25 protein-coding genes and 1 tRNA gene are annotated in these 23158 nt (G+C 69.9%); 13 read left to right on the top strand and 13 right to left on the bottom strand.

Annotated features, from left to right (window positions below):
- Nucleotide 1 precedes the first annotated feature (1 nt).
- Genes nuoL through WFK95_RS05170 form a run of 5 tightly spaced genes read left to right on the top strand, consistent with a single transcriptional unit; the run spans nucleotide 2 to nucleotide 5824 of the window.
- Nucleotides 2-1879, top strand: a complete 1878-nt coding sequence (nuoL, locus tag WFK95_RS05190; RefSeq protein WP_336670063.1) for an NADH-quinone oxidoreductase subunit L — start codon at nucleotides 2-4, stop codon at nucleotides 1877-1879.
- The gene (locus WFK95_RS05185; protein ID WP_336670062.1) at nucleotides 1876-3354 is read left to right on the top strand and encodes an NADH-quinone oxidoreductase subunit M; all 1479 of its coding nucleotides are present in this window, start codon (nucleotides 1876-1878) and stop codon (nucleotides 3352-3354) included. The genes nuoL and WFK95_RS05185 overlap by 4 nt, the downstream gene beginning before the upstream one ends.
- A complete protein-coding gene (gene nuoN, locus WFK95_RS05180; RefSeq protein WP_336670061.1) occupies nucleotides 3351-4796 on the top strand; it encodes an NADH-quinone oxidoreductase subunit NuoN in 1446 nt (481 codons plus the stop codon). Before WFK95_RS05185 ends, nuoN begins: the two co-directional genes overlap by 4 nt.
- Nucleotides 4797-4811: 15 nt before the next feature.
- Entirely contained in the window at nucleotides 4812-5135 is a 324-nt protein-coding gene (locus tag WFK95_RS05175) for a hypothetical protein (RefSeq protein ID WP_224645802.1), read from the top strand.
- Nucleotides 5132-5824 carry a TetR family transcriptional regulator gene (locus tag WFK95_RS05170; RefSeq protein WP_374201278.1) on the top strand — a complete coding sequence of 231 codons (693 nt, stop codon included), beginning with the start codon at nucleotides 5132-5134 and terminating at the stop codon, nucleotides 5822-5824. Before WFK95_RS05175 ends, WFK95_RS05170 begins: the two co-directional genes overlap by 4 nt.
- Here WFK95_RS05170 and WFK95_RS05165 read toward each other — a convergent pair whose 3' ends face one another.
- Genes WFK95_RS05165 through WFK95_RS05155 form a run of 3 tightly spaced genes read right to left on the bottom strand, consistent with a single transcriptional unit; the run spans nucleotide 5825 to nucleotide 7994 of the window.
- Nucleotides 5825-7255: a lipase family protein gene (locus tag WFK95_RS05165; protein ID WP_336670060.1), complete on the bottom strand. Its 1431-nt coding sequence runs from the start codon at nucleotides 7253-7255 to the stop codon at nucleotides 5825-5827.
- A 49-nt stretch (nucleotides 7256-7304) separates the two neighbouring features.
- Nucleotides 7305-7592: a DUF1905 domain-containing protein gene (locus WFK95_RS05160; RefSeq protein ID WP_336670059.1), complete on the bottom strand. Its 288-nt coding sequence runs from the start codon at nucleotides 7590-7592 to the stop codon at nucleotides 7305-7307.
- 15 nt (nucleotides 7593-7607) lie between these two features.
- Nucleotides 7608-7994 (bottom strand): DUF1761 domain-containing protein, encoded by a 387-nt coding sequence (locus tag WFK95_RS05155; RefSeq protein ID WP_336670058.1) that lies wholly within the window; start codon nucleotides 7992-7994, stop codon nucleotides 7608-7610.
- Between the two features lie 69 nt (nucleotides 7995-8063).
- Here WFK95_RS05155 and WFK95_RS05150 point away from each other — a divergent pair, with 69 nt between their 5' ends.
- From WFK95_RS05150 to WFK95_RS05135, 4 genes are all read left to right on the top strand, one after another.
- Nucleotides 8064-8723 (top strand): TetR/AcrR family transcriptional regulator, encoded by a 660-nt coding sequence (locus tag WFK95_RS05150; RefSeq protein ID WP_336670057.1) that lies wholly within the window; start codon nucleotides 8064-8066, stop codon nucleotides 8721-8723.
- 125 nt (nucleotides 8724-8848) lie between these two features.
- Nucleotides 8849-12430: a transcription-repair coupling factor gene (gene mfd, locus WFK95_RS05145; RefSeq protein ID WP_336670145.1), complete on the top strand. Its 3582-nt coding sequence runs from the start codon at nucleotides 8849-8851 to the stop codon at nucleotides 12428-12430.
- Nucleotides 12427-13389 (top strand): MazG family protein, encoded by a 963-nt coding sequence (locus WFK95_RS05140; RefSeq protein ID WP_336670056.1) that lies wholly within the window; start codon nucleotides 12427-12429, stop codon nucleotides 13387-13389. The genes mfd and WFK95_RS05140 overlap by 4 nt, the downstream gene beginning before the upstream one ends.
- A 43-nt stretch (nucleotides 13390-13432) precedes the next feature.
- Entirely contained in the window at nucleotides 13433-14161 is a 729-nt protein-coding gene (locus WFK95_RS05135; protein ID WP_224651582.1) for a lytic transglycosylase domain-containing protein, read from the top strand.
- A 3-nt stretch (nucleotides 14162-14164) separates the two neighbouring features.
- On the opposite strand, the gene WFK95_RS05130 is transcribed toward WFK95_RS05135, so the two are convergent.
- The 5 genes from WFK95_RS05130 to WFK95_RS05110 all read right to left on the bottom strand — a co-directional run bounded on the left by WFK95_RS05130 (nucleotide 14165) and on the right by WFK95_RS05110 (nucleotide 16298).
- On the bottom strand, nucleotides 14165-14467 hold the full coding sequence (locus WFK95_RS05130) for a MerR family transcriptional regulator (protein WP_336670055.1): 303 nt from the start codon (nucleotides 14465-14467) through the stop codon (nucleotides 14165-14167).
- Nucleotides 14468-14612: 145 nt separating this feature from the next.
- Nucleotides 14613-14951 (bottom strand): hypothetical protein, encoded by a 339-nt coding sequence (locus WFK95_RS05125; protein WP_336670054.1) that lies wholly within the window; start codon nucleotides 14949-14951, stop codon nucleotides 14613-14615.
- A 56-nt stretch (nucleotides 14952-15007) separates the two neighbouring features.
- On the bottom strand, nucleotides 15008-15835 hold the full coding sequence (locus tag WFK95_RS05120) for a DoxX family protein (protein WP_336670053.1): 828 nt from the start codon (nucleotides 15833-15835) through the stop codon (nucleotides 15008-15010).
- Nucleotides 15836-15869: 34 nt separating this feature from the next.
- Nucleotides 15870-16079 carry a CsbD family protein gene (locus WFK95_RS05115; RefSeq protein ID WP_224651589.1) on the bottom strand — a complete coding sequence of 70 codons (210 nt, stop codon included), beginning with the start codon at nucleotides 16077-16079 and terminating at the stop codon, nucleotides 15870-15872.
- Between the two features lie 48 nt (nucleotides 16080-16127).
- On the bottom strand, nucleotides 16128-16298 hold the full coding sequence (locus WFK95_RS05110) for a hypothetical protein (protein ID WP_336670052.1): 171 nt from the start codon (nucleotides 16296-16298) through the stop codon (nucleotides 16128-16130).
- 310 nt (nucleotides 16299-16608) lie between these two features.
- Between WFK95_RS05110 and WFK95_RS05105 the strand changes: the two genes are divergently transcribed.
- The gene (locus WFK95_RS05105; protein ID WP_336670051.1) at nucleotides 16609-16824 is read left to right on the top strand and encodes a hypothetical protein; all 216 of its coding nucleotides are present in this window, start codon (nucleotides 16609-16611) and stop codon (nucleotides 16822-16824) included.
- Between the two features lie 56 nt (nucleotides 16825-16880).
- On the opposite strand, the gene WFK95_RS05100 is transcribed toward WFK95_RS05105, so the two are convergent.
- Complete coding sequence (locus WFK95_RS05100; RefSeq protein ID WP_336670050.1) at nucleotides 16881-17234, bottom strand: hypothetical protein; 354 nt, start codon at nucleotides 17232-17234, stop codon at nucleotides 16881-16883.
- A gap of 117 nt (nucleotides 17235-17351) precedes the next feature.
- Between WFK95_RS05100 and WFK95_RS05095 the strand changes: the two genes are divergently transcribed.
- On the top strand, nucleotides 17352-17792 hold the full coding sequence (locus tag WFK95_RS05095) for a pyrimidine dimer DNA glycosylase/endonuclease V (RefSeq protein ID WP_336670049.1): 441 nt from the start codon (nucleotides 17352-17354) through the stop codon (nucleotides 17790-17792).
- Nucleotides 17793-17956: 164 nt separating this feature from the next.
- On the opposite strand, the gene WFK95_RS05090 is transcribed toward WFK95_RS05095, so the two are convergent.
- Nucleotides 17957-18307, bottom strand: coding sequence for an ArsR/SmtB family transcription factor (locus WFK95_RS05090; protein ID WP_336670048.1), 351 nt, complete (start codon nucleotides 18305-18307; stop codon nucleotides 17957-17959).
- A gap of 91 nt (nucleotides 18308-18398) precedes the next feature.
- On the opposite strand from WFK95_RS05090, the gene WFK95_RS05085 reads away from it, so the two are divergent.
- Nucleotides 18399-19736, top strand: a complete 1338-nt coding sequence (locus WFK95_RS05085; protein WP_336670047.1) for an MFS transporter — start codon at nucleotides 18399-18401, stop codon at nucleotides 19734-19736.
- Nucleotides 19737-20110: 374 nt separating this feature from the next.
- Entirely contained in the window at nucleotides 20111-20659 is a 549-nt protein-coding gene (locus tag WFK95_RS05080; RefSeq protein WP_336670046.1) for a hypothetical protein, read from the top strand.
- A gap of 134 nt (nucleotides 20660-20793) precedes the next feature.
- Here the strand turns inward: WFK95_RS05080 and WFK95_RS05075 are convergent, their stop codons facing one another.
- The 3 genes from WFK95_RS05075 to WFK95_RS05065 all read right to left on the bottom strand — a co-directional run bounded on the left by WFK95_RS05075 (nucleotide 20794) and on the right by WFK95_RS05065 (nucleotide 23050).
- Nucleotides 20794-21432: a hypothetical protein gene (locus tag WFK95_RS05075; RefSeq protein ID WP_336670045.1), complete on the bottom strand. Its 639-nt coding sequence runs from the start codon at nucleotides 21430-21432 to the stop codon at nucleotides 20794-20796.
- A 127-nt stretch (nucleotides 21433-21559) separates the two neighbouring features.
- Nucleotides 21560-22282 (bottom strand): hypothetical protein, encoded by a 723-nt coding sequence (locus WFK95_RS05070; protein WP_336670044.1) that lies wholly within the window; start codon nucleotides 22280-22282, stop codon nucleotides 21560-21562.
- Nucleotides 22283-22978: 696 nt separating this feature from the next.
- Nucleotides 22979-23050, bottom strand: a tRNA-Gln gene (locus WFK95_RS05065).
- Nucleotides 23051-23158: the final 108 nt, after the last annotated feature.

Raw genomic sequence — 23158 nt, 5'->3', positions numbered from 1 at the left:
GGTGACCGTACTCATCGCGGCTCTGCCGCTGATCCCCCTCGCCGGAGCGGCGGTGCTGCTGCTCGGCGGGCGCCGGACGAACGCCTGGGGGCACCTGTTCGGCACCGCGGTCGCGGCGCTGTCCTTCGTGGTCTCGGCCGTCGCCTTCGGCCTGCTCCTGGCCCGGGACGGCGCGGACAGATCGGTGGGCACCGTTCTCTACCACTGGTTCTCGGGCGGCGACCTCTCGGTGGACCTGGCCTTCCGGCTGGACCAGCTGTCGGTGTGCTTCGCGCTGCTGATCACGGGCGTCGGCACGCTGATCCACGTCTACTCGATCGGCTACATGGAGGCCGATCCGGGCCGGCGACGGTTCTTCGGCTACCTCAACCTGTTCCTCGGCGCGATGCTGGTGCTGGTCCTCGCGGACGACCTCGTGGTGCTCTACCTCGGCTGGGAGGGCGTGGGTCTCGCGTCCTACCTGCTCATCGGCTTCTGGCAGCACAAGCCCTCAGCCGCGACCGCTGCGCGGAAGGCCTTCATCGTCAACCGCGTCGGCGACATGGGCCTCGCGCTCGCGGTCGCGGTCACCCTCATGACCTTCGGCACCACCACCTTCGGTGAGTTCCTCCCCCGCGCCGATGACGCCGGCGAGGGCGTGCTCACCTGGCTCGGACTGCTGCTCCTGCTGGCGGCCTGCGCCAAATCGGCGCAGGTACCGCTGCAGAGCTGGCTCGGCGACGCGATGGAGGGCCCCACCCCCGTCTCCGCCCTCATCCACGCCGCGACGATGGTCACCGCGGGCGTCTACCTGATCGTGCGCACCGGCCCCGTCTTCGAGGCGGCACCGGTGGCGCAGGGCGTCGTGCTCGCCGTCGGCGCGGTGACGCTGCTCTTCGGCGCCGTGATCGGCTGCGCGAAGGACGACATCAAGAAGGCCCTCGCAGCGTCGACCATGAGCCAGATCGGCTACATGGTGCTCGCCGCCGGGCTCGGTCCCGCGGGTTACGCCCTGGCGATCGCGCACCTGTTGGCGCACGGCTGCTTCAAGGCCGGCCTGTTCCTGGGCGCGGGCTCGGTGATGCACGGGATGAACGATGAGACGGACATGCGCCGGTACGGCGGCCTGGCGAAGGTCATGCCGGTCACCGCGGTCACCTTCGGCCTTGGCTACCTCGCGATCATCGGCGTCCCGCCGCTGTCGGGCTTCTTCACCAAGGACGGGATCATCGAGGCCGCGCTGGGCCGCGGCGGATTCCAGGGCGCCGTGCTGGGCGGCGCCGCGATCCTCGGCGCGGGGATCACGGGCTTCTACATGACGAGGGTGATGGTGCTGACCTTCTTCGGCGCGCGCCGCTGGCGCGAGGGCACGCATCCGCACGAGTCGCCGCGGGTGATGACGGCGCCCATGGTCGTGCTGGCGCTGGGCAGCGTCGGCGCGGGCGCGCTCCTGGTGATCGGGGGCACGCTGTCCGACTTCCTCGCCCCCGCCGTCGGATCCGCGCCCGAGGCGCACCACGCGATCCCCGCCTGGGCGGTCACGCTGCTGGTCCTCGGTGCCGTCGCGATCGGCGTCGCGGTGGCGCTCCGCCTAACGCGGACGGTGCCCGTGCAGGCACCGTCGGCGGTGAGCGCCCTGACCCGCGCGGCCCGGCAGGACCTGTACGGCGACGCCCTCAACGAGGCCGTCTTCATGCGCCCCGGACAGGCCGCCACGGAGGCGCTGCTCGTGGCCGAGCGCAAGGGCATCGACGGTGCGGTCGACGCGATCCCCGCCGGAGTGCACCTCGGCTCGCTCCTGCTGCGGCGCTCGCAGACCGGGTACGCGCGCAGCTACGCGCTGGCCATGCTGGCCGGGACGGCGGTGCTCATCGGCGCCGCGGCGGTGTGGCTCTCATGAGCGGGCCGTGGCTGACGCTGCTGTGGGCGGCGCCCGCGGTCGGTGCCGTCGCCGCCGCGGCCGTGCCCCGCGCCGCGCGGTGGATCGGGCTGGCGGCCGCGCTCGTAGCGCTGCTGATCGGCATCGGTCTGGCGTTCGCCTTCGACCCAGCGGGCGGCTTCCAGTTCGTCGAATCGCAGTCCTGGATACCGTCCTTCGGCGCGGGCTACCGCCTCGGGCTCGACGGCACCGGGCTGGTGCTGGTTCTGCTCACCGCCGCCCTGCTACCTGTCCTGCTGCTCGCCGCCTGGCGCGAGACCGCGCCGGAGAGCGAACGCGCCGGCACCTACGTCGCGCTCACGCTCGCGGTCGAGGCGATGGTGCTCGTCAGCTTCGTCACCACCGACGTGCTGCTGTTCTACCTGGTCTTCGAGGCCATGCTGATCCCGCTGTACTTCCTCCTGGCCGGGTTCGGCGGCACGGGAAGCGATTCGGCGGTCCGCACCCACGCGGCCGTGAAGTTCCTGCTCTACAACCTCGCCGGCGGGCTCGTGATGCTGGCCGCGGTCGTCGGGCTGTACGCCGCGTCCGGCACCTTCGACCTGCGCGCCCTGCTCGACGGTGCGCGGCCCGGCCCCGGCATCGCGCAGGACCTGATGTTCCTGGGATTCCTGTTCGCCTTCGCGGTGAAGGCGCCGCTGTGGCCGCTGCACACCTGGCTGCCGGGCGCGGCGGTGAAGACGAATCCGCCGACGGCCGTGCTGATGATGGCGATCGTCGACAAGGTGGGCACCTTCGCGATGCTGCGCTACTGCCTGACGCTGTTCCCCGACGCGGCGGCCCGCTTCGCGCCGTGGGTCGCGGCGCTCGCGGTGATCGGCATCGTCTACGGCGCGATCCTCGCGATCGGGCAGTCCGACGTGATGTCGCTCATCGCGTACACGTCGATCAGCCACTTCGGCTTCATCATCCTCGGCGTCTTCGCGCGCACCGGCGACTCGCAGGCCGGTTCGGTGCTCTACATGGTCAACCACGGCGTCGCGACGGCGGCGCTGTTCCTCACCGCCGGGGTCCTGGTCGCACGCCGTGGGAGCCGCCGGATCGGCGACTTCGGCGGCGCCTGGTCGCGGGCGCCGAAGCTGGGCGCGATCTTCCTCATCGCGGGCCTGGCGACCCTCTCGCTGCCGGGCCTCGGCCCCTTCGTCTCCGAGCTCCTGGTGGTGGTCGGCACCTACCCGCGGTGGGCGGTCGCCGCGATCGTCGCGGTGGTCGCGCTGGTGCTGTCGGCGATGTACGTGCTGTGGACCTACCAGCGCATGTTCACGGGCCCCGTGCCGGAGGAGGTGGAGCGCACCGTCGACGACGCACGGCCGCGCGAACTGCTCGTGCTCGTGCCGATGGTCGTCGCCCTGTTCGTGCTGGGCTTCTTCCCCGCTCCCGCGCTGGACGCGATCAACCCGTCGGTCTCGCCCACGGTCGCGGAGGTCGCCCGATGAACCCGTCGATCGAGTACGCGCAGATCGCGCCGGCGCTCATCGTCTTCGTGGCCGCGATCGTCGGCGTGGTGGTCGAGTCGTTCGCGCCCGCGGCGCTCCGCGCCCGGGTGCACGCGGTGCTCGGCGGGGGCGCCGTGCTGGCTGCGCTGATCGCGGTGGCGGTGCTCGCGGACACCGGCGAACGCCCGCGCGCGGTACTGGCGGGCGCGGTCGCGGACGACGGCCTCTCCCTCGCGCTGCAGGGGCTGCTCCTGCTCTCGACGCTCCCGGCGCTCGCGCTGATGGTGGCGCGCTACGACTCGCTGACGCACACCGAGGCGGTGCCGCTGACGCTGTTCGCGTTGGGCGGCATGCTGGCCTTCGTCTCGGCGCAGGACTGGCTGACGCTGTTCGTCGCGCTCGAGGTCTTCTCGCTGCCGCTGTACCTGCTGTGCGCGTTGGCGAAACGGCGCGGGCTGCTGCCGCTCGAGGCGGCGCTGAAGTACTTCCTGCTGGGCGCGTTCAGCTCGGCGATCCTCCTGTTCGGCATCGCCCTGCGCTTCGCGGCGACGGGCTCCACGTCGATCGCGGCGGTCCCGCAGGACGCGGTGTTCGGCACCCTCGGAGCCGCGCTGATCGGCGTGGGCCTGCTGTTCAAGGCCGGCGCCGTGCCCTTCCACTCGTGGGTGCCCGACGTCTACCAGGGCGCGCCGACGCCCGTGACCGCGTTCATGGCGGCGGCGACGAAGATCGCGGCGTTCGGCGTGATCGTGCGGCTCACCCTGGTCGCCTTCCGGGACGTGCCGTGGCGTCCGGTGATCGCGGCGGTCGCCGTGGTCACCGTCGTCGTGGGTTCGGTCATCGCGGTCACGCAGTCGGACGTCAAGCGCCTGCTCGCCTATTCGGCGATCGCGCACACGGGCTTCCTGCTCATCGGCGTCTTCGCGGGGACGGTCCGCGGCACGGGCGCGGTCTGCTTCTACCTCGCGGTGTACGGGCTCAGCACGGTCGGCGGGTTCGCGGTGGCCGCCGCCGTCCGCGAGACGCGGGCCGACGGCACGACCGCGGAGGTGGCCGACCTGGACCGGTGGGCCGGGCTGGGCCGGACCCGCCCGCTCCTCGCGGGTGCCATGGCCCTGTTCCTGCTCTCCTTCGCCGGAATCCCCCTGACCGGCGGTTTCGCGGGCAAGTTCGCGGTGTTCACGGCGGCCGCACAGCGCGGCGGAGGATGGCTGGTCGTGGTCGGCGTGCTCGCCAGCGCGCTGGCCGCGGTCTTCTACATCCGGGTCCTGATGACGATGTACTTCGCGCCCGCCGACGAGTTCGCGCCCGACGTTCCCCGGGTGGATCCGCTCACCGGTTTCGCGATCGCGCTCGGCGTGGTGGCCGTGGTCGCGCTGGGCGTCTTCCCACAGCCCCTGCTGGACCTGTTCGCCGATCTCACGGTGTTCACCGGGCGGTAAGTAGAATCGTCACTCATGAGTGACAAGCCGCTTCCGTTCAGCAACGGCCTGCAGTTGAAGCCGATGGGTGCCGTCCTGCTGCTGGTGCTCGGCGTACTGATCTGGCGGCTGACCGATGCCACCACGACGACGGCACGGGTGCTGTACGTCGCGGCCATCGTCTTCGAGCTGCTGTTCTTCGTGGGCCTGATCTTCGCGAGCCGGTTCATCAAGAAGCAGCACGACCGGGCCGAGGCCGCGTACCGGGCGCAGGTGGCCGCGCAGGCCGAGGCCGCGCGCAAGCCCGCCGACGACGCCGACGATGCCGCGCCCGAGCCCGGCGCGACGGACACACCGTGACCTCCTCCGCCAAGCCGAATCGCGCGCCCGGCGCGCCGGCGCGGAAGCGGATGCCCGCGGCCGAGCGCCGCAACCAGCTGGTCGACACCGCGCGCTCGGTGTTCGCCGACCGCGGCTACGAGGCGGCGACCATCGAGGAGGTCGCGTCGAAGGCCGGCGTCTCCAAGCCCGTTGTCTACGAGCACTTCGGCGGCAAGGAGGGCCTCTACGCGGTGGTCGTGGACCGCGAGATGGAGATGGTCCTCGAGGTCTTCTCCCGGGCACTGCTCGAGGACCGCTCCAAGACGCGGATCGAGCAGATCACCCTCGCACTGCTCACGTACGTCGAGGAGCGGGCCGACGGTTTCCGGATCCTCACCCGTAACAGCTCGGCGGAGCACACCGGCGGCTACTCGACGCTGCTCAACGACCTGGTCAGCCAGGTCGAGATCCACCTCGAGAGCGAGTTCGAGAACAAGAACCTCGACCCCGAGCTGGCCCCGCTCTACGCGCAGGCACTCGTCGGCATGGTCGCCATGACCGCGCAGTGGTGGCTGGAGGTGCGCAACCCGCCCAAGGAGGCGGTGGCCGCCCACATCGTGAACCTCTCCTGGTACGGCCTCATCGGCCTCAAGGAGAACCCCGTCGCCATCGAGCCGAGCCAGCTGGGCGAGCCCGACGGCACCGTCGAGCCCGCCCCCGGCGACTGACTACCGGGGCCCGGCCCCGATCGGCGCGCCGACCAGCGAGGCGAGGACGGTACCGATCGCCTGGCCGAAGGTGCCGATCGCCGCGGGCTCGAGCCCGCTGCTGAAGACGTTCCGGATGTCGCAGCCCGACGGTGCCGGCCCGGTCGAGTCCATCCGCTGCTTGAGCCAGTCGAAGGCGCCGCCCGCGCCGGTCACCACGACGGTGCCGTGGGTCGTCATGAGCTGCTTGACCGGGTTCGGCGGGAACTCCTCGCGGCGGTAGGTCACGGACGCGCCGCCCTTGCAGTACGAGTCCACGAGCTTGTCGGTCCCCGTGATCGGGGCGACCTCCTCGGTGATGCCGTTGTAGACGTACGCGGGCACCGTCGGGACCCGGCCGCTCACGCCGCGCTCGCGAATGGTCTTGGCGATGACCGGGATCCGCAGCACCTCGTCGACCGGCTTGGTGAGCATGCGGTTGTAGTCGAACCACAGGTTGGCCACCACGTTCTGCGGCATGCAGTGCCGACGGGTCTCGTTCACGCGTGCCCGGCCCTCGGGGGTGAGCACCTTGTCGAGGGCGCCGCGGAACTCCTCGGAGTCCTTGCCGAGCGCGGAGAGGGCGAGCGGGATGAGGCCCGCGAGCAGCGAGGTGTTCACGGCCTTGAGCGAGGCCGCGAGGTCGCGCTCCGGCGCACCGAAGGCGGCGCCGCGGATGTTGAGCTCGGGCGCGTAGGTCGGGTGCTCCTCGATGGTCCAGCTGCTGGCGATCGCGCCGCCCGAGTAGCCCCACAGCGTGACGGGGGTCTTCGCGTTCAGCCCGAGGCGGGAGAAGTTCTCCACCGCCCGGATGCCGTCCAGCACCGCCCACCCCGGCTGGCGCGGGGTGAGGAAGCGGTCGTCGCCGCCGCCGTGGTCAGGCATAGCGACGGCCCAGCCCTCCTGCACGCCGAGGCCGGCGAACAGCAGCTCCGCGGCGGGCATACCGAACGTGAGCGGGCCCTCCTTCGCGGCCAGGTCGATGGGGCCGCCCTTGGTGGTCGAGTACGAGGACTGGCAGATGCGCAGCGTCGAGTCCGCAGCCGCCTGGTAGGAGAGCAGCTTGGTGGGCTTCTTGCCGCGCGGCACCATCACGGTGGTGACGCTGAGGTCGGGCTCGCCGTTCATGCCCGTGGTCCGGTAGGCGAGCTGCCAGGCGTCCACGTTGAGGGGCATCACCTGCAGCGAGCGGATCGACGTGGTGCGGGTGCGCACGATCTCGCCGGGCTTCAGCGACGCCAGGTCCGCGGGGCGGTCGTAGAAGGCGTCGGCGGGCGGTGCCGGTTCGACGAGGGGCGGCAGCGCCCGGGCGCTCGGGGCCGTCGCGATCCCGGTCGCGATCACGAGGACGGCGCCGATCAGCGCCGCGAGGACACGCGATCCTATCCGGAACGCTGATGTTTCATTCACCATAAGAAGGAACTTAAAGTGACCCCCGTCACCTGTCAAGGGGTGCTGTGACTCAGCTCAGGCGGCGCTCGAGGTGGACCGTGATCACGTCGCCCTCCTCCTTGCCGATCTCGCGGCGGATCTTCGCGGCGACCGGGAGCTTGTGCGTCCCGTCGCCCAGTGCCATGAAGGAGCTGGTGAACGGGACCCCGTCCATGGTCCCGGAGACCTTGACGAGGCCACGAGTGCCGAAGAACTCGGCGGACCCGTCGAGCACGACGTACGTCCACCCGCCCTTCGCCTCGCTCCGCCAGAGCACGGCGGTGAAGGTGGTGTCGAGCGGACCTGCAGTGGCGGACATGGCGTTTCCCTTCGATCAGTGGAGAAGGCCCAGCGCGACGGCGATGAGCACGAGCTTGAGGAGCCAGTCGCCCGCGTGGATCGCCGCGGTCTGCCACGGCACGCGCTCCCAGATGATCGATCCGGTGAGCAACACGACGGGGAACGCGACCCAGAGCACGAGGGCGAGCGAGAGGGAGGCCGGGAGGGAGAGGAGACCGGCCCGGTCGGCGACCCAGGCGAATCCCGCCGCGACCACGGCCGTGCGGACAAGTTCCGCGGCGACCTTCGCCGGCCCGGGCTTCCCGCGGTCGAGCGCCCGCTCCCCGAGCGCCCGCTGCTCCACCGGAGAGAGGAGCACGTAGTAGACGGAGCTGAGCACGAATGCCGCGAACGCGGCGACGGCGATACCTGCGACGATCATGACGTCCTCCTTTTAGTACTAATGAGTACCCTACGCCCGCATCTGAGTACTGTCCAGTACTATTTCGGCATGAACACCGCACAGGGCACACCCCGGCTCCGCGGCCGCCCGGGCGGCCGCAGCGGCGCCGACCTACTCGCCGTCGCGCGGGACCTGCTCCTCGACCGCGGCTTCGCGGGCACGACGATGGACGCCGTCGCCGCCGGTGCCCGCATCTCCAAACAGACGCTGTACCGGCAGTACCCGTCGAAGGACGACCTGTACGCGGCCGTCGTCCGGGATTGGGTGGACCGCGGCCGCGACGCGATGCGGCCGCACCTCGACGCACTCATCGCGACCGACGACGCCGCCCGCGGGCTGCGCGCCCTCGCCGGCATGCTGCAGGCGGGCGTCCTCAGCGGCCCCGTCCTGCGGATGCGCGCCCTGGTCGCGGCCGAGGCGGAGCGCTTCCCCGAGGTCGCCGACGACTACGTGCGGCGCAGCTGGGATCGCAATCAGGAGCTCCTCGCCGACGCCTTCGCACGCCTGGCCGCCCGCGGCCTGCTGCGCATCGACGATCCCGCCGCCGCGGCCGAGCAGTTCACCTGGCTCGTCCTGGCGGCGCCGCTCAACCGGCTCACCCTCACCGGCGGCCGGTCGCGCCCTACGCAGCAGGAATCGGACGCCGTCGCCGACGAGGCGGTCGCTACGTTCCTGGCCCGCCACGCGCCGGCCGGCGCCGGTGCCTGAGCGGGCGCTCGGGCCCGTCGGCGCGTGTCGGACCGCGCCAATACACTGGATCGGTGCCTGACGCCGCCCCCTCCCCCGTCCCCGCCCTCGCCGGACTGACCAGGGCGGTCGCCGCCGATCCGGACATCGCCGCCTTCGCGGAGGCGGCGGGCAGGCCCGACCTCACCGTCACCGCGGTCGACGGTGCGCGTCCCTTCCTCGTCTCGGCGCTCGCCGACCGCGCGCCCGTCCTCGTCGTCACGGCCACCGGGCGCGAGGCCGACGACCTGACCTCCGAGCTGCGGGAGATGCTGGGCGACGGTGCCGTGGCGCAGTTCCCCAGTTGGGAGACGCTGCCGCACGAACGGCTCTCGCCGGGCGCCGACACCGTCGGCAAGCGGCTGCAGGTGCTGCGCCGCCTGGCCCACCCCGACGACGCGCAGTACGGCGTCCCGCTGCGGGCCGTCGTCGCAACCGTCCGCTCCCTGGTGCAGCCGATGGCGCCCGGGCTGGGCGACGCCCCGTCGATCACGCTGCGCGAGGGCGTCGAGCACGACTTCGACCAGCTCATCGAGACCCTCGTGGAGCTCGCGTACACCCGGGTCGACATGGTGGGCAAGCGCGGCGAGTTCGCCGTGCGCGGCGGCATCCTCGACGTCTTCCCCACCACCACGGATCTGCCCGTGCGCGTGGAGTTCTGGGGCGACGAGATCACCGACCTTCGCGCCTTCTCCGTCGCCGACCAGCGCTCCCAGCCCGAGGTCGAGGTGGGCACCGTGCACGTCTACCCGTGCCGCGAGCTGCTGCTCACCGCCGAGGTCCGCGAGCGCGCGGCCGCGCTCAAGGCCGATCATCAGAACGACGCCGCCCTCCTCGAGATGCTGGAGAAGCTCTCGCAGGGCATCCCGGTGGAGGGCATGGAGGCGCTGATCCCCGCGCTCATCCCGGGCGAACTGCAGCTGCTCACCGACGTGCTGCCCGCGGGCGCCCACACCCTGCTGCTGGACCCCGAGAAGATCCGCACCCGCGCAGCGGATCTCGGCCGCACCGGCCAGGAATTCCTCGAGGCGTCGTGGACCGCCGCCGCGCTCGGCTCGGCCGCGCCGCTGGACCCGTCCGGGATGAACCTGGGCGCCAGCGCCTACCGCCCACTCGACGAGGTGCACGCCTCCGTCTCGGACGCCGGGCGTCCGTGGTGGACCGTCTCGCCGCTGGCGACGGGGCCGGACGAGGGCCCCGACCACCTCACCGTCCACGCCGAACACGCGCCCGCGCCACGGGGATCCGACGCCGAGGCGGAGAAGCTCTTCGCGACGCTGCGCGCCCACGCCGCATCCGGCGGCACGGGGGTGATCGTGGTCGCCGGCCAGGGCACCCGCGCCCGCATCCTGGAGCGGCTGCGCGACGCCGAGGTCCCCGCGACGGAGCTGGACGCGGGCGCCGCCCCGAAGCCCGGCACCGTCGGCGTGCTGCGCGGCAGCCTGCAGACGGGCCTGACGGTGCCGGCCGAGAAGCTCGTGCTGCTCGCCGAGCCCGATCTCACGGGCAACCGGGTCGCGGGCGTCGGCGACGGCAGGCGGCTTCCGGCCAAGCGCCGCAACCAGGTCGACCCGCTGGCCCTGACCGCCGGCGACCTCGTGGTGCACGACGAGCACGGCATCGGCAAGTTCGTCGAGATGATCGAGCGCACCGTCGCGGGCGCCCGCCGCGAGTACCTGGTGATCGAGTACGCACCGGGCAAGCGCGGCCAGCCGGGCGACAAGCTGTTCGTCCCGATGGAGTCGCTGGACCAGCTCTCCCGCTACGTGGGCGGCGAGATGCCGGCACTGTCGAAGATGGGCGGCAGCGACTGGCAGAACACCAAACGCAAGGCGCGCAAGGCCGTCCGCGAGATCGCGGGCGAGCTGGTGCAGCTCTACGCGGCCCGCAACGCCGCGCCCGGCCACGCCTTCGCGCCGGACTCCCCGTGGCAGCGCGAGATGGAGGACGCCTTCCCGTTCACCGAGACCGTCGACCAGATGACGGTGATCGGCGACGTGAAGGGCGACATGGAGAAGCCCGTCCCGATGGACCGCGTCGTGATCGGCGACGTCGGCTACGGCAAGACCGAGATCGCCGTCCGCGCCGCCTTCAAGGCCGTCCAGGACGGCAAGCAGGTCGCGGTGCTCGTGCCGACGACGCTGCTCGCGCAACAGCATCTGAAGACCTTCGAGGAGCGGATGCAGGGCTTCCCGGTCACGGTCAAGGGCCTGTCCCGGTTCACCGACAAGCTGGAGACGCGGGCCGTGCTCGAGGGCCTCGCCGACGGCAGCGTCGACGTGGTGGTGGGCACGCACCGGCTGCTGCAGACCGGCGTGCGCTGGAAGGACCTGGGCCTCGTGATCGTCGACGAGGAGCAGCGCTTCGGCGTCGAGCACAAGGAGCACATCAAGGCGCTGCGCACCAACGTCGACGTGCTCACCATGAGCGCCACCCCGATCCCCCGCACACTGGAGATGAGCATGGCGGGCATCCGGGAGATGTCCACCATCCTCACCCCGCCCGAGGAGCGCCACCCGGTGCTCACCTACGTGGGCGCGTACGACGACAAGCAGGTGGCCGCCGCCATCCGCCGCGAGCTGCTGCGCGACGGCCAGGTCTTCTACGTGCACAACCGCGTCAGCTCGATCGACCGGGCCGCCAAGCACATCCGCGACATGGTGCCCGAGGCCCGGGTCGTGGTGGCGCACGGGCAGATGGGCGAGGAGGCCCTGGAGAGCACCGTGCAGGGCTTCTGGAACCGCGAGTTCGACGTGCTGGTGTGCACCACCATCGTCGAGACCGGCCTGGACATCTCCAACGCCAACACCCTCATCGTGGAGCGCGCCGAGAACCTCGGCCTCTCGCAGCTGCACCAGCTGCGCGGGCGCGTGGGCCGCTCCCGCGAGCGCGGCTACGCCTACTTCCTCTACCCCTCGGAGAAGCCGCTCACCGAGACCGCCTACGACCGGTTGGCGACCATCGCGCAGAACAACGACCTCGGCGCCGGCATGGCCGTCGCGATGAAGGACCTCGAGATCCGCGGCGCCGGCAACGTTCTCGGCGCGGAGCAGTCCGGCCACGTCGCCGGCGTCGGCTTCGACCTGTACGTGCGGCTCGTCGGCGAGGCGGTGGAGGCCTACCGCGCCGCCGCCGACGGCAAGCCGATCACGGTGCCGGAGGAGCAGAAGGAGGTGCGCATCGACCTGCCGGTGGACGCGCACATCCCGCCGGACTACGTCACCAGCGACCGGCTGCGCCTGGAGGCGTACCGCAAACTTGCGGCGGCGCACGACGATACGGCCGTCGCCGAGGTGCTCACCGAGCTCACCGACCGCTACGGCCCGCCGCCGGTGGAGGTGGACCGCCTCGCCGCGATCGCCCGGCTCCGGTCGCTCGCGCGGAACGCCGGCGTCACCGAGATCACCGTGACCGGAACCAATCTGCGCATCGCGCCGATGGAACTGCTGGACTCGCAGCAGATGCGCCTCAAGCGGCTCTACCCGGGCGGCTCCTATCGCGCCGCGACCCGCACCATCACCTTCCCGCTTCCGCGGGTGGGAGGGGGCGGTGTCGGCAGCGAGCGGGTGCGCGACATCGACGTGCTGCAGGCCGTCGCCGACTTCCTCGCCGCGATGGACGGCAAGGGCGCCGGCTACTGGCGGCTCGACCAGCCGCCCCGCGCCGTCGCTGCCACGGAGGCCCCGTGAGCGAGCCCCGCGGCACCGTCGTGCTGCTCGACCCCGCGCTGCCCACCCTGCTGCCCGTCGCGGCGCTCGCCCGGCTCACCGGCCCCGTGCACTACACGGAGGAGCTGCCGGTGAGGCTCGCGTGGCACCTGCCCCACGGGCACCCCGTGCTCGGCGCGGAGGCCCCCGCGGGCGCGACGCTGCTGACCTCCGACGAGACGCACCCGGCCGCAGCCGCGCTGCGGGCCGCGGGCGCCGACGTCATCGCCTCGCCCCGGCCCGCCGGGCTGGCGGTGCTCGACACCGTCGAACTCATCGACCGGCTGCGGCGGGAGGGCCCGTGGGAGTCCGAGCAGACGCACGCGAGCCTGCTGCGCTACCTGGTGGAGGAGACCTACGAGGTGGCCGACGCCGTGGCGGCGCTCGACGACCCGGAGGGCGGGGCCGCCGCCGCGGCCGAGCTGCGCAGCGAGCTCGGCGACCTGCTGCTGCAGGTGGTCTTCCACTCGCGGATCGCCGAGGAGGGACCGCACCCGTTCGGCATCGACGACGTGGCCCGCACCCTCTCCGCCAAGGTCCGCCGGCGCACGCCCCACCTGGCCGACGGTGCCGAGGTCGACGTGGCGACGCAGGCCGAGAACTGGGAACGGCAGAAGCGGCTCGAGCGCGGCGAGCGCGCCTCCGTCCTCGACTCGATCTCGCTCGGCCAGCCCGCGTTGGCGCTGGTCGCGAAGGTCTTCGAGCGGCTGCGCACCGTCGACTTCCCCACCGAGCTGGTCCCGGACGACGTGCGCACCGTCACCGTCGACCCGGCGGAACCGGACGCGGCTTTCGAGCTGGACTACCGCCGACGGGTGCTCGCGTTCATGGACCGGGTGCGCGAGGCCGAGGCCGTGATGGCCTCCAACGGGGTAGAATCGTGGGTCACCGCCTGGGGCGACGGTCACGCCGGGAACCCCGAGGCACAGCCCGGACGTTGAGATCGCGTCCCCAGTTTCCGGCGAGAGAGTTCACGGCGAGGTCATGGTCAGTTCCCGCATGCGCGCGGCGTTCGTCGTCGGCGTCGCGACGACGGTGCTCGCCGGCTGCGGCGCGATCGACCCGCGCCCCGAGATCCCGCAGGGCATCCCGCCCGGCGCGGGCGCTCCCGTGCCGCTGATCAACGTGAACGGACCGGGCCGCACCTCGGACCTGCTCCGCGACTGGGCCACGCCCATCAGCGTGGCCACCGGCATCCCGGTGATCTCGCTGGAGGCCTACGGCAACGCGGCCGAGGCGCTGCGGCAGCGCACGCCCGAGTGCGGGATCGCGTGGACCACCCTGGCCGGGATCGCCTTCATCGAGAGCAAGCACGGCACCTACCACGGCGCGACGATCGCGCCCGACGGCAAGGTCTCGCCGCCCATCCGCGGCGTGCCGCTCGACGGGACCAACGGGAACATGGAGATCCGCGCGACGGGGACCGACCCGCACCGCCCGAACGCGAAGTTCGACGCGGCGATGGGGCCGTTCCAGTTCATCCCCGAGACCTGGCAGCGCTTCGGCGTGGACGCCAACGGCGACGGCAAGGCCGACCCGGACAACATCGACGACGCCGCGATGACCGCGGCGCGGTACCTGTGCGTCTCGGGCAAGGACCTGACCACCGCGAAGGGCTGGGAGAAGGCCGTGATGGTCTACAACCAGTCCCGCAAGTACGTCCTGGACGTGCGCGACGCCGCGGCCGCGTACTCGGTGAACGTGCAGCCGTAGCCGCTAGTCGGCGCCGGCGCGGCAGGCGTCGAGTTCCGACCGCAGCGCCGCGCACTCGTCCTCCAGGACCAGAATGCGCTCCACCCCCGGGAGATTGATCCCGGTGGCGACGAGTTCCGTGATCCGCCGGATCCGCGCGATGTCGTCCTCGCTGTACCGGCGGGTTCCACCCGAGGTGCGCTGCGGCCGGATCAGGTGCCGCCGCTCGTAGAGGCGGAGCGTCTGGAGGCCGACCTGCGACAGCTCGGACGCCACCGAAATGCTGTAAACGCCGAGGTCGGAACGCACGCGATGCGACTGCGTCATCGCACTCCTCCTTCGAGCCCTTCCTCACCTCGCCCGCACTGCTGCGTCGCTCGGCTACGAAAACCTGATCCGTCCACTGTAGATCCCGCCGCGCGGCGAATGTGGGACCACCCGCCGTCCCCGCGGATCCGCTCCGCGGGGACGGTCAGGCGTGCGGGAACTCGGCCAGGGGCGGCAGATCGCCGACGGCGGCGTCGTAGGCGTCGATCAGCCACGCCGCGGAACGGTCGGCGATCAGGACGGCCGCGCCGTCGCCCAGGGCACCGTCGAAGAAGCGGACCCGCCACGGCGCTCCGGCGTCCTCGTCGGCGAGGCCGGTGACGGCGTCCGTGTTCGTCGCGAGCAGGTAGCGCCCGAGCTCGAAGTCGACGCGCAGCGCGTACTGACCGTCGAGGTTCTCGACCCGGGCGCTCCGCTGCGTCGACACCTCCAGCGCGTGCAGCGCGTCGGTGTACCGCCCGGTGAACTCTGGCCTGCGGGGCACGGCGTCTCGATTCTCGTCGACCTACCGCGGCCGCGATCCGGGCCGGGCGGCCCACGTTACGCGACGCGCGAACGCTTCCTCTCCGCCACGGCGGCGGACGCCTCGTCCCGCAGCGCGTGGAGCCGGTCGCCCGCCGCGTCGACGAGGCCGGACGCGGCCTCCGCAGCGTCGGCCAGGACCGGTCGCGCGCGATCCACGACGTCGTCGAGGACGGGGCGCGCGCGCTCCACCGCATCGTCGACGACCGGCTTCACCTTCTCCGCCGCATCGGTGATCGCGGGCTTCGCCTTCTCGACGGCGCCGGCCACTGCCGGCTTCGCCTTGCCGATCGCGGTCGCGCCGTACTCCTGCGCCGCGTGAGCCCTGTCCCGCCAGGCGTTCCCGTCGTCGTGATGCCCGGGCGTGATGGCGGAGACGGTGTCGGAGACCCGTTCGGACGCGCGCTCGGCGGCGCGGCGGGCGCGCCAGGTGACCCCGGGCTTTCCCTCGGTGTCGAAGCCGGCGATCAGCAGGCCGCCGAGCAGCGACAGGTTCTTCACGAAGTGCAGCTGTTGCTCGCGCCGGGCTTCGGGGTCCGCCTCCGCCCAGAACGGGTGGTCGACGACCGTCGCGGGCACCAGGGTGCCCGCGAGGGCCAGCGACGCGGCCCGCGGAGCCCGCCCGGTGGCGAGCAGCAGGCCGCCGCCGAGCTGGACGCCCGCGTTGATCCGCACCCAACTCCGGGCGCTCGTCGGGATCGCCGTCGAATCGGGCAGGGCCTCAGTGGCCTTCTCGACCAGCGGGGCGACGGTGTCCGCCTTCCGCCCCGGGTCGCTCGTCAGGCCGGTGTACCCGGTGTAGACGAAGATCGATCCCAGTAGTGGTCGTGCGATCCGTCGAATCATGTCCAGCTCCCATCGTCGTCGGATATCGGGCGGATCACTTGCCCGAGAGCTTGTCCTTCACCTCGTCGACGCCCTCCTTGACCTTGTCGGCAGCGCCGGCGATCTTGTCCTTGATGGAGGCCTCGGCCTGGTCGCCACGGCCCTCCTCCTTGAGCTGCGGGTCGTCGAACGCGGTGCCGACGGTCTCCTTGGCCCGGCCCTTGATGTCCTGTGCCTTGTTCTTGGCGTCATCGGCGAAGCTCATCGTGCTCTCCTTCATGTCGGGGATTGCCTGTGCTGCTCGACGGCCGGATCAGCCGATCGGGGCGGCTGCCGTGTACAGGACGAGGGGAACCATCAGTCCCAGCGTCAGTAGCAGCAGCGCCACGATCACGACCCCACCGCGAGGGTGGACGACCAGCGGCTGAGCCGCCTCGACGAGGTGGCGCGGGACTCGTGCCGGGGTGGCTCGGAGGTCGTTCATCTCGCGCTCCCATCTGAAAATCTATGTCGTGTCGAACAGATGTCACGTTATGAGCGATGTCTATTCCTGTCAACGGTCACGCTAGAAAAGAAGCTCGAAACCGGAGGAAACAGGACGCCACCTGCACGTTCCCCGCACTGTGCGGCTCGTCACATTCGTCACGTGTGCGGCCTCGACCCCCGACGATCCAGCCCTTCCCGGCCGCGCCGTCCGGCGACGATTCGGGGGGTAAAGGCCGCTTGGGAGAACCGGCAGCGAAGGCCCACCCGGCTGACACCGAGCACCCAGGTTCGGGGCGCACCGTCGAACCATGACCATCAGCCGAAAGACCCTCGCCGCAGCCGGATTCCTCGCGATCTCAGCCCTCGCCCTCAGTCCTGCCGTCGCCTCCGCCGACACTCCATCGATGTACGACACGTGCTCCGCCGCACAACAGGGACGGGACATCACAACCGCCGACGGCGACACCCTCCGGTGCGTGAACATCGACTCGGGCTCCGGCTACTACTGGGAGGAACCCAACTGACCTGATCGCCGCGCTCCCCTCACCCGGCGCGCGTGATCCCGCGAAGGCGCGGGCCGCTAGACCTCGAGTCCGGCGGCCCGCGCCTGCTGCTTGATGCGGCTCATCTCGGAGACGTTGCCGATGATCGCGATCCAGTTGTAGACCAGCAGGGAGATCAGGCCCCACCAACCGGCGAGCAGGTTGTGCGTCTGCGCCGCTCGGTAGGCGGCCCGGATCTGCTGGTAGTCGCCGGTGGCGTAGGAGTCCTGCCACTGCGCCACGATGAGCAGCCCGGTGTGCTTGCGGAACTTCGCCTGGAAGACGGGGCCCTGCGGGTAGGGCTGCGGCGCATACCCCTGCTGGGCGTAGGGCTGCTGGGCGTAGGGCCGGCCGGCGGGCTGCTGCGCCGGGTCGTACGGGTTCGGATTCATGGACTCATCACGCCACTACGCGCTTGCGGTCGCCTTGCGCCGGGGTTGTTGCGCGGGACATTTCGGGCGAACCGGCACCGGTGCTCGCACCCATTGCGGGCCGGATAGCGTGGAGCCATGCGCATCTGGTCCGTCCATCCCCGCTACCTCGACCGGCAGGCACTCATCGCGTGCTGGCGCGAGACACTGCTCGCGCAGGCGGTGCTCGCGGGCCGCACCAAGGGCTACACGCGACACCCGCAGCTGGAGCGCTTCCGCGCGACGCCGGATCCGCTCGCCGCGGTCGGCGCGTATCTGGCCGCCCTCGCCGACGAGGCCGACGCCCGCGGCTACAACTTCGACCGCACCCGCATCGACGAGCCGGACGCGACCGTCGCGCCCATCGACGTGACCGACGGGCAGCTGGACCTGGAGTGGGCGCACCTGACGGCCAAACTGAAGACGCGGAGCCCCGAGGTGGCGGAGCGGTGGACTGCCGTCGAATCACCGGAACAGCACCGCAGCTTCCGGACGGTGCCGGGTCCCGTCGAGCCGTGGGAGCGCGCGCAGAAGGCGTGATTCCGCGTACTGCTCTCCCGCCAGACTCGAACCTGTTCCTGACGCGCTCCGAACCGGAAGACGACCCACATCGCCACGACGTCGCGTCGAGTGGGACGACTGCCGCGCACCTGTGAAGCCGGCGCGGGTCTATCGACAACCCTCAACCCGACGTCGGACCTGACCTAGTCGTGCTCGGGTAGATCCTTGAGTTGATGCTCGGCGGCGTTGAGCGCCTCGATCAGCAGACGTCGCACGTGCCCTCCACGCACCCGGTAGAGCAACCGGCGGCCGTCACGCCGATGCGCGACCAGGCCGGCGAGCTGAAGCTTGGCCAGGTGCTGCGAGACCGCAGGCCGCGCCTGGCCGACCTGCTCCGTGATCGTGGTGACGTCGAGCTCCCCCGCCCCACTGAGCGCCCAGAGGATCTTCATCCGAGACGGCACCGACAACATCTTCAACGCCAGGCAGGTCGCCTCGATCTGCCCGTCGGGCGGAGTCCGATCCCACTCGGACGTGACGTCATGTGCGTACACGGTCACAGGATAGCCGGTCGGCAGTTCGCCCCCATGGTTATTATGTGCGTACACAGGCACATGTGCATGGGTGGTCGGCGGGAGGTGGGACGTGACGTCGCTGTTCAGGATCCGTGACTACCGGCACCTGTTCGGTGCGCAGGTGGTGGCCCTGTTCGGCACGGGAATGACCACGGTCGCGCTGGGCCTCCTCGCGTACGATCTCGCGGGCACCGGGGCTGCCGCGGTGCTCGCGACGGCGCTGACCATCAAGATGGTCGCGTACGTGCTGATCGCGCCGCTGGCGACTGCGTACGTCGATCGGATGCCGCGCCGGCTACTGCTCGTCGGCCTCGACGTTCTTCGAGCGTCGGTCGTGCTCGCGTTGCCGTGGGTCGATCAGGTGTGGCAGATCTACGCGCTCATCACGATCCTGCAGTCCGCGTCAGCGGCGTTCACGCCCACCTTCCAGGCGGTGATCCCCGACATCGTGTCCGACGAAGCCGAGTACACGCGAGCACTGTCGGCCTCGCAGCTGGCATCGACGATGGAGTCGCTCCTGAGCCCCGTGCTCGCCGCGGTCGCGCTCGCGGTGATGAGTTACCACTGGTTGTTCGGGTTCACCGTCATCGGCTTCGCGTTGTCGGCGGCGCTGGTGGTGTCGACGTCGATTCCGGACGCGACGCGCAGCGCTCGAACGGGTGTCTTCGACCGGACCTTCGCGGGGATCCGGATTTTCGCAGCGACGCCGCGGCTGCGCGGGGTCCTCGGGCTGGATCTCGCGGTCGCGGGGGCAGGGGCGATCGTGATGGTCAGCACGGTCAACATGGTGCGAGACCACCTCGGCGGGTCGCAGGCGGGAGTGGCATGGCTGCTGGCAGCGTCGGGAATCGGGACGATGATCGTCGCAATGACGCTGCCGCGCGTACTCGACCGGGTCCCGGAGCGACCGGTCATGTTCGCCGGCGGCGGCCTCCTGGGCGCCGCAGCCGCATCGTCGGCAGTGATGGTCTCGGTGCCGGGTGCGCTCACGTGGCCGTCTGCGCTCATGGTGTGGTCGGCGATCGGGGTAGGGATGAGCCTGGTCCTCACACCCGTCGGGCAGGTGCTGCGCCGCTCGTCAGCACCCGCGGACCGGGCCGCGGTGTTCGCCGCGCAGTTCTCCCTCTCGCACCTGTGCTGGTTGATCGCCTACCCGATAGCAGGCTGGCTCGGCACCTCTGCCGGGTTCGGTCCCACGTTCGCGGTACTCAGTGGGCTGTCCCTGATCGGTCTGGCGGTGGCGGTGCGGGTGTGGCCCCGCTGCGATCCTGCAGAGCTCGAGCACCACCACTTCGCGGGCGACACGGCTCCTGAGCATCTCGCCGACGCGGCCGCCGTGGGCGGCGGCGTGTACCAGCATCGGCATCGCTTCGTGATCGACACCGAGCACGTCCACTGGCCCACCTGAGTCGCGGCCTCCCCGGCCGGCCGCAGAACGCCAGCCAACGCGTAGGCCTTGCTCTCCCGCCAGGACTCGAACGTGTTCCTGAAAACGCGTTGACCAGGGAAAAGGACTCAAATCGCCACGACGCCGCACCGAGTGAGGCGAGGGCCACGACCAGGCGAAACCGGCGCGACGGGTTGATATCAACAACCCTCAACCTGTCAGGTCAGTCGCTGCTCGCGCTCTGAGGTTCGATCGTCAATGCGGTGTAGGTGACCTTCACCGCCCCGCCGCGGCTAACGTCGGACGCCTTGATCGCATCGATCCGGACCACCCGGGGATGTCACTGAGTCCGCTGGATGATGCCGCCCTGGCCAACGAGGGGAAGTAGGATTGAAATGAGCAATCGAACATTTGTCGCAGTTCCAGGCGCAACCATTGTACTGTTGTGCTCGTTGGTTGCTGGGTGTGGCACCAACGGTGGGGGAGGAAGTGCAGCCTCGCCTTCAGCGGCGATTCAGCCGGTGTCGTGTGTGATTAATGCGGACTACGTCATCGACCGCAATGATAAGAGGCGAGTCGCGGGGTATGCGAAAGGCATTTTCGTCGGTAGGGTCGCAATGAAGGTGAGGGAGGTCACCGACGGTGCGTCTAGCAAGACGATATTTCGATTCGATGTCCTCCGGACAATGAAGGGGGAGGTTGATCGTTCGGTAGAGATTGACCAGGCGGGAACCTCCGCGTGTCCCCAGGTCGACGAAAAGCTGCTTGAGGTTGGTCGCTACTACGTGTTAGCGATCGGCGCAGGTACTCCCCCGCTGGGGCTCGTTCAGTCCTACCCAGTCTCGCAGGCGGCCGCCCAAGCCGCTGAGCGAGACCTTTCGAAGGCCGACGGTGCGATCCAGGAAGTCGCTGAAGCCATCGCCAACCCGATCCCGTTCCCATAGCCTGAATCCACAACTGCATAGGGCGCGCGTCGCATCGCGCCACATCGCTGAAGCTGCCCCTCGACTCTCAACCAGTCGAGGGGCCGCTTTCGTCGCTGATCTGCGCCCGCGCTCTGACTATTGCCGGGGACCGCTCACCGCCGCACCTCGACAAGGGCTGCCCCGCTTCGCTCGGTCGCCGAGCGAACGTCTTTGAAGTCGGCGAGCCGGCAAGTGCCTACCGCTGGAATAGACACAGAGTCCTCGGGATACATCTCCACTGTCGCGGACAGTCCGGTATTGCCGCGCTGGATGCCGCAGGAGACCATCACTGATCGACCGTCGTTCTCGCCGACGATTCGCGCCGACAGGTTCAGGCCATCTCGGTTCAACTGACGTTCCATCGGGATGTCGTAGTCCGTAGACCCCTTACGGAGCTTGGAGATCTCGGCCTTGCGCTCTGCGCTGTCGGGCGAGAGGTTGTAGCCGCCTCCGCCTGAGGCTTTGGTGCCAATTACCGCGATCTTCTTGCCGTTCTCGACGCGAATGTCCGAAAGGATGATCGACAGCCGCCATCCGATGAACGTCGAGGCCACGGAGTCGCCGCCGAGATACTGGTACACGCGAAATCCGAATTGATCCCCGTTGGAGAATTTCGCGGTCATATCCGCCCAGGTTCGCCCTGATTTGTTCTCGCCCGAGTTTTTGACCTGAAGCTGGACCTTGCCGCCTTGACTTGTGTGAAGCTCTGCGACCTCTACGGAGGATCCGACAGGCACGTCGGACATGCTCATAGGGACCGCACCAACACTGACGGAACTCCCTGCAGTTGGAGCGGCGGGATCGCCGCTCGGCGTGCACGCTCCGATGAGCATCAGCCCTGCAAGTGAGCATCCTGCAGTAACGAATTTTGCGCGCATGTCAGCACTGCCTTTCGAATGCGGTCGAGATTGGGGCGGAGATGGCAATGTCTGAGAATGAATGATTGATCTGCTCTTTTGGAATCCAAATCTCGCCGCCTCGGTCGGCCGGGTTGCCGGGGCCCCAAGGGTTCACAACCCACACTCCATCTGGAGTAGCTTTGGTAACCGCGTACTGGTGCATTCCTAGGGTCTTGACCGTCTCATCTCTCGACAAGCTCCCGTTCCGCATGACATCCGTAGTGAACGTCATGTCCTTCATGGTACCCAGCACGACGGACCTGCCCTCGGCAATCAGGGCGTTCGTCTTCTCGTGATCCTGCGTGACCTGATCTCTGACCTTGTTGCCAGGGGAGGCAACGAGATGGTGCTCACTCTCGCCGCCAGTGATGATCTGCTGTGACATGAAGGCGAAGCCGCCAACGCACATTAGGTACGCGGCCGCGCCGCCCCCTGTCTGGCTGTACGCCGACTCAAGAATCGAGATCGCGCCCTGGTTGCCGGCGAACCGTGCCCCTTCTCCGTAGACCTTGTCGACGTGGAAGGGCTTGCAGTTGGATCCGAACTTGACGTCGTAGCCGCCTCCGGCGGACGGCGTGATCATTTTCGCAAGGCCTTCTCGACCCTTTTCGCTGGCTTGAAATCCGAGGAATGATGCCAGCACCCAGCAGTCTCCGAGCCCGCCCTGTTCTGCCGTGTCGATCCGAGGGATGCCGCCGTTCATGAGACCCGACTGCACAGCCTCGTCAGGCTTCGCAGCATCGCAGTCAATCAGGCGGCGCGCGATCCTCTTGGGAGGGTTCTGGTCGCTCTGATTCTGTACCCCGTCCTGTGCAGGTTGCCCGCTCTGTGGTTCCGTAGGCGCCGGAGCTTGAGTGGCCGGCGGCGCTGGGGCCTGCGTCGGTTCGCAGTTCAGGATGCAACTGTTTGGCGGGGCGGTCACTGTGGGCATCGGCATCACTGTGCCCTGCAGCGCTGGGGTATTGCCGGAGCCTTGTGTGGGCGCTGGCGTCTCCGGCGGGGTGTACCCGGGAACGGTGGTGTTTGGAGCCTGCGGCGCGGTGGTGGGCACCTGGTTGCCCTGCGTCGGCTGCGGGCCCTGGGTTGGCTGTGGGCCGCACGTCTGTGAACCGTCTGGACACGGCAGCGCCTGTGCCGGGGCGACGCTCACGGCGATTGCCGCGACCAGCGTGGGTAAGAGTGCGGCTAGCGCCACCCGCCGGTCTCGACTACTCGGCCTGCCGCGGTAGCAGGCGGAAGCGAAACGAAACCTCGGGCGGAAAGACTCTTCTTGCATAGTGTGCACCTTGAGGTAGGCAACCTGAATGTGCTGGAAGCTATCACAGATTTGCTTAACTCATGAGGAAAGCGAATAGGCGCTGACGTTTCGGTTGCGACCCTCCGACCTGGCCTTGCGTTGCTCTCCCGCCAGGACTCGAACCTGAAATGTCTGAACCAAAATCAGAAGTGTTGCCGATTACACCACGGGAGACCGGGCCCGGGCGGGTGCCCGGAACCGTCGTCCAGCATTGTGCCACGGACGCTCCACCGCGGCGGTTCTCGTAGGATTGCGCCGACTCTCGACGCGAACGCACGACAC

This window comes from Tsukamurella sp. USMM236, assembly GCF_037148755.1.
Classification (GTDB): domain Bacteria; phylum Actinomycetota; class Actinomycetes; order Mycobacteriales; family Mycobacteriaceae; genus Tsukamurella.
This window is presented reverse-complemented; position numbering and strand designations above follow the sequence as displayed.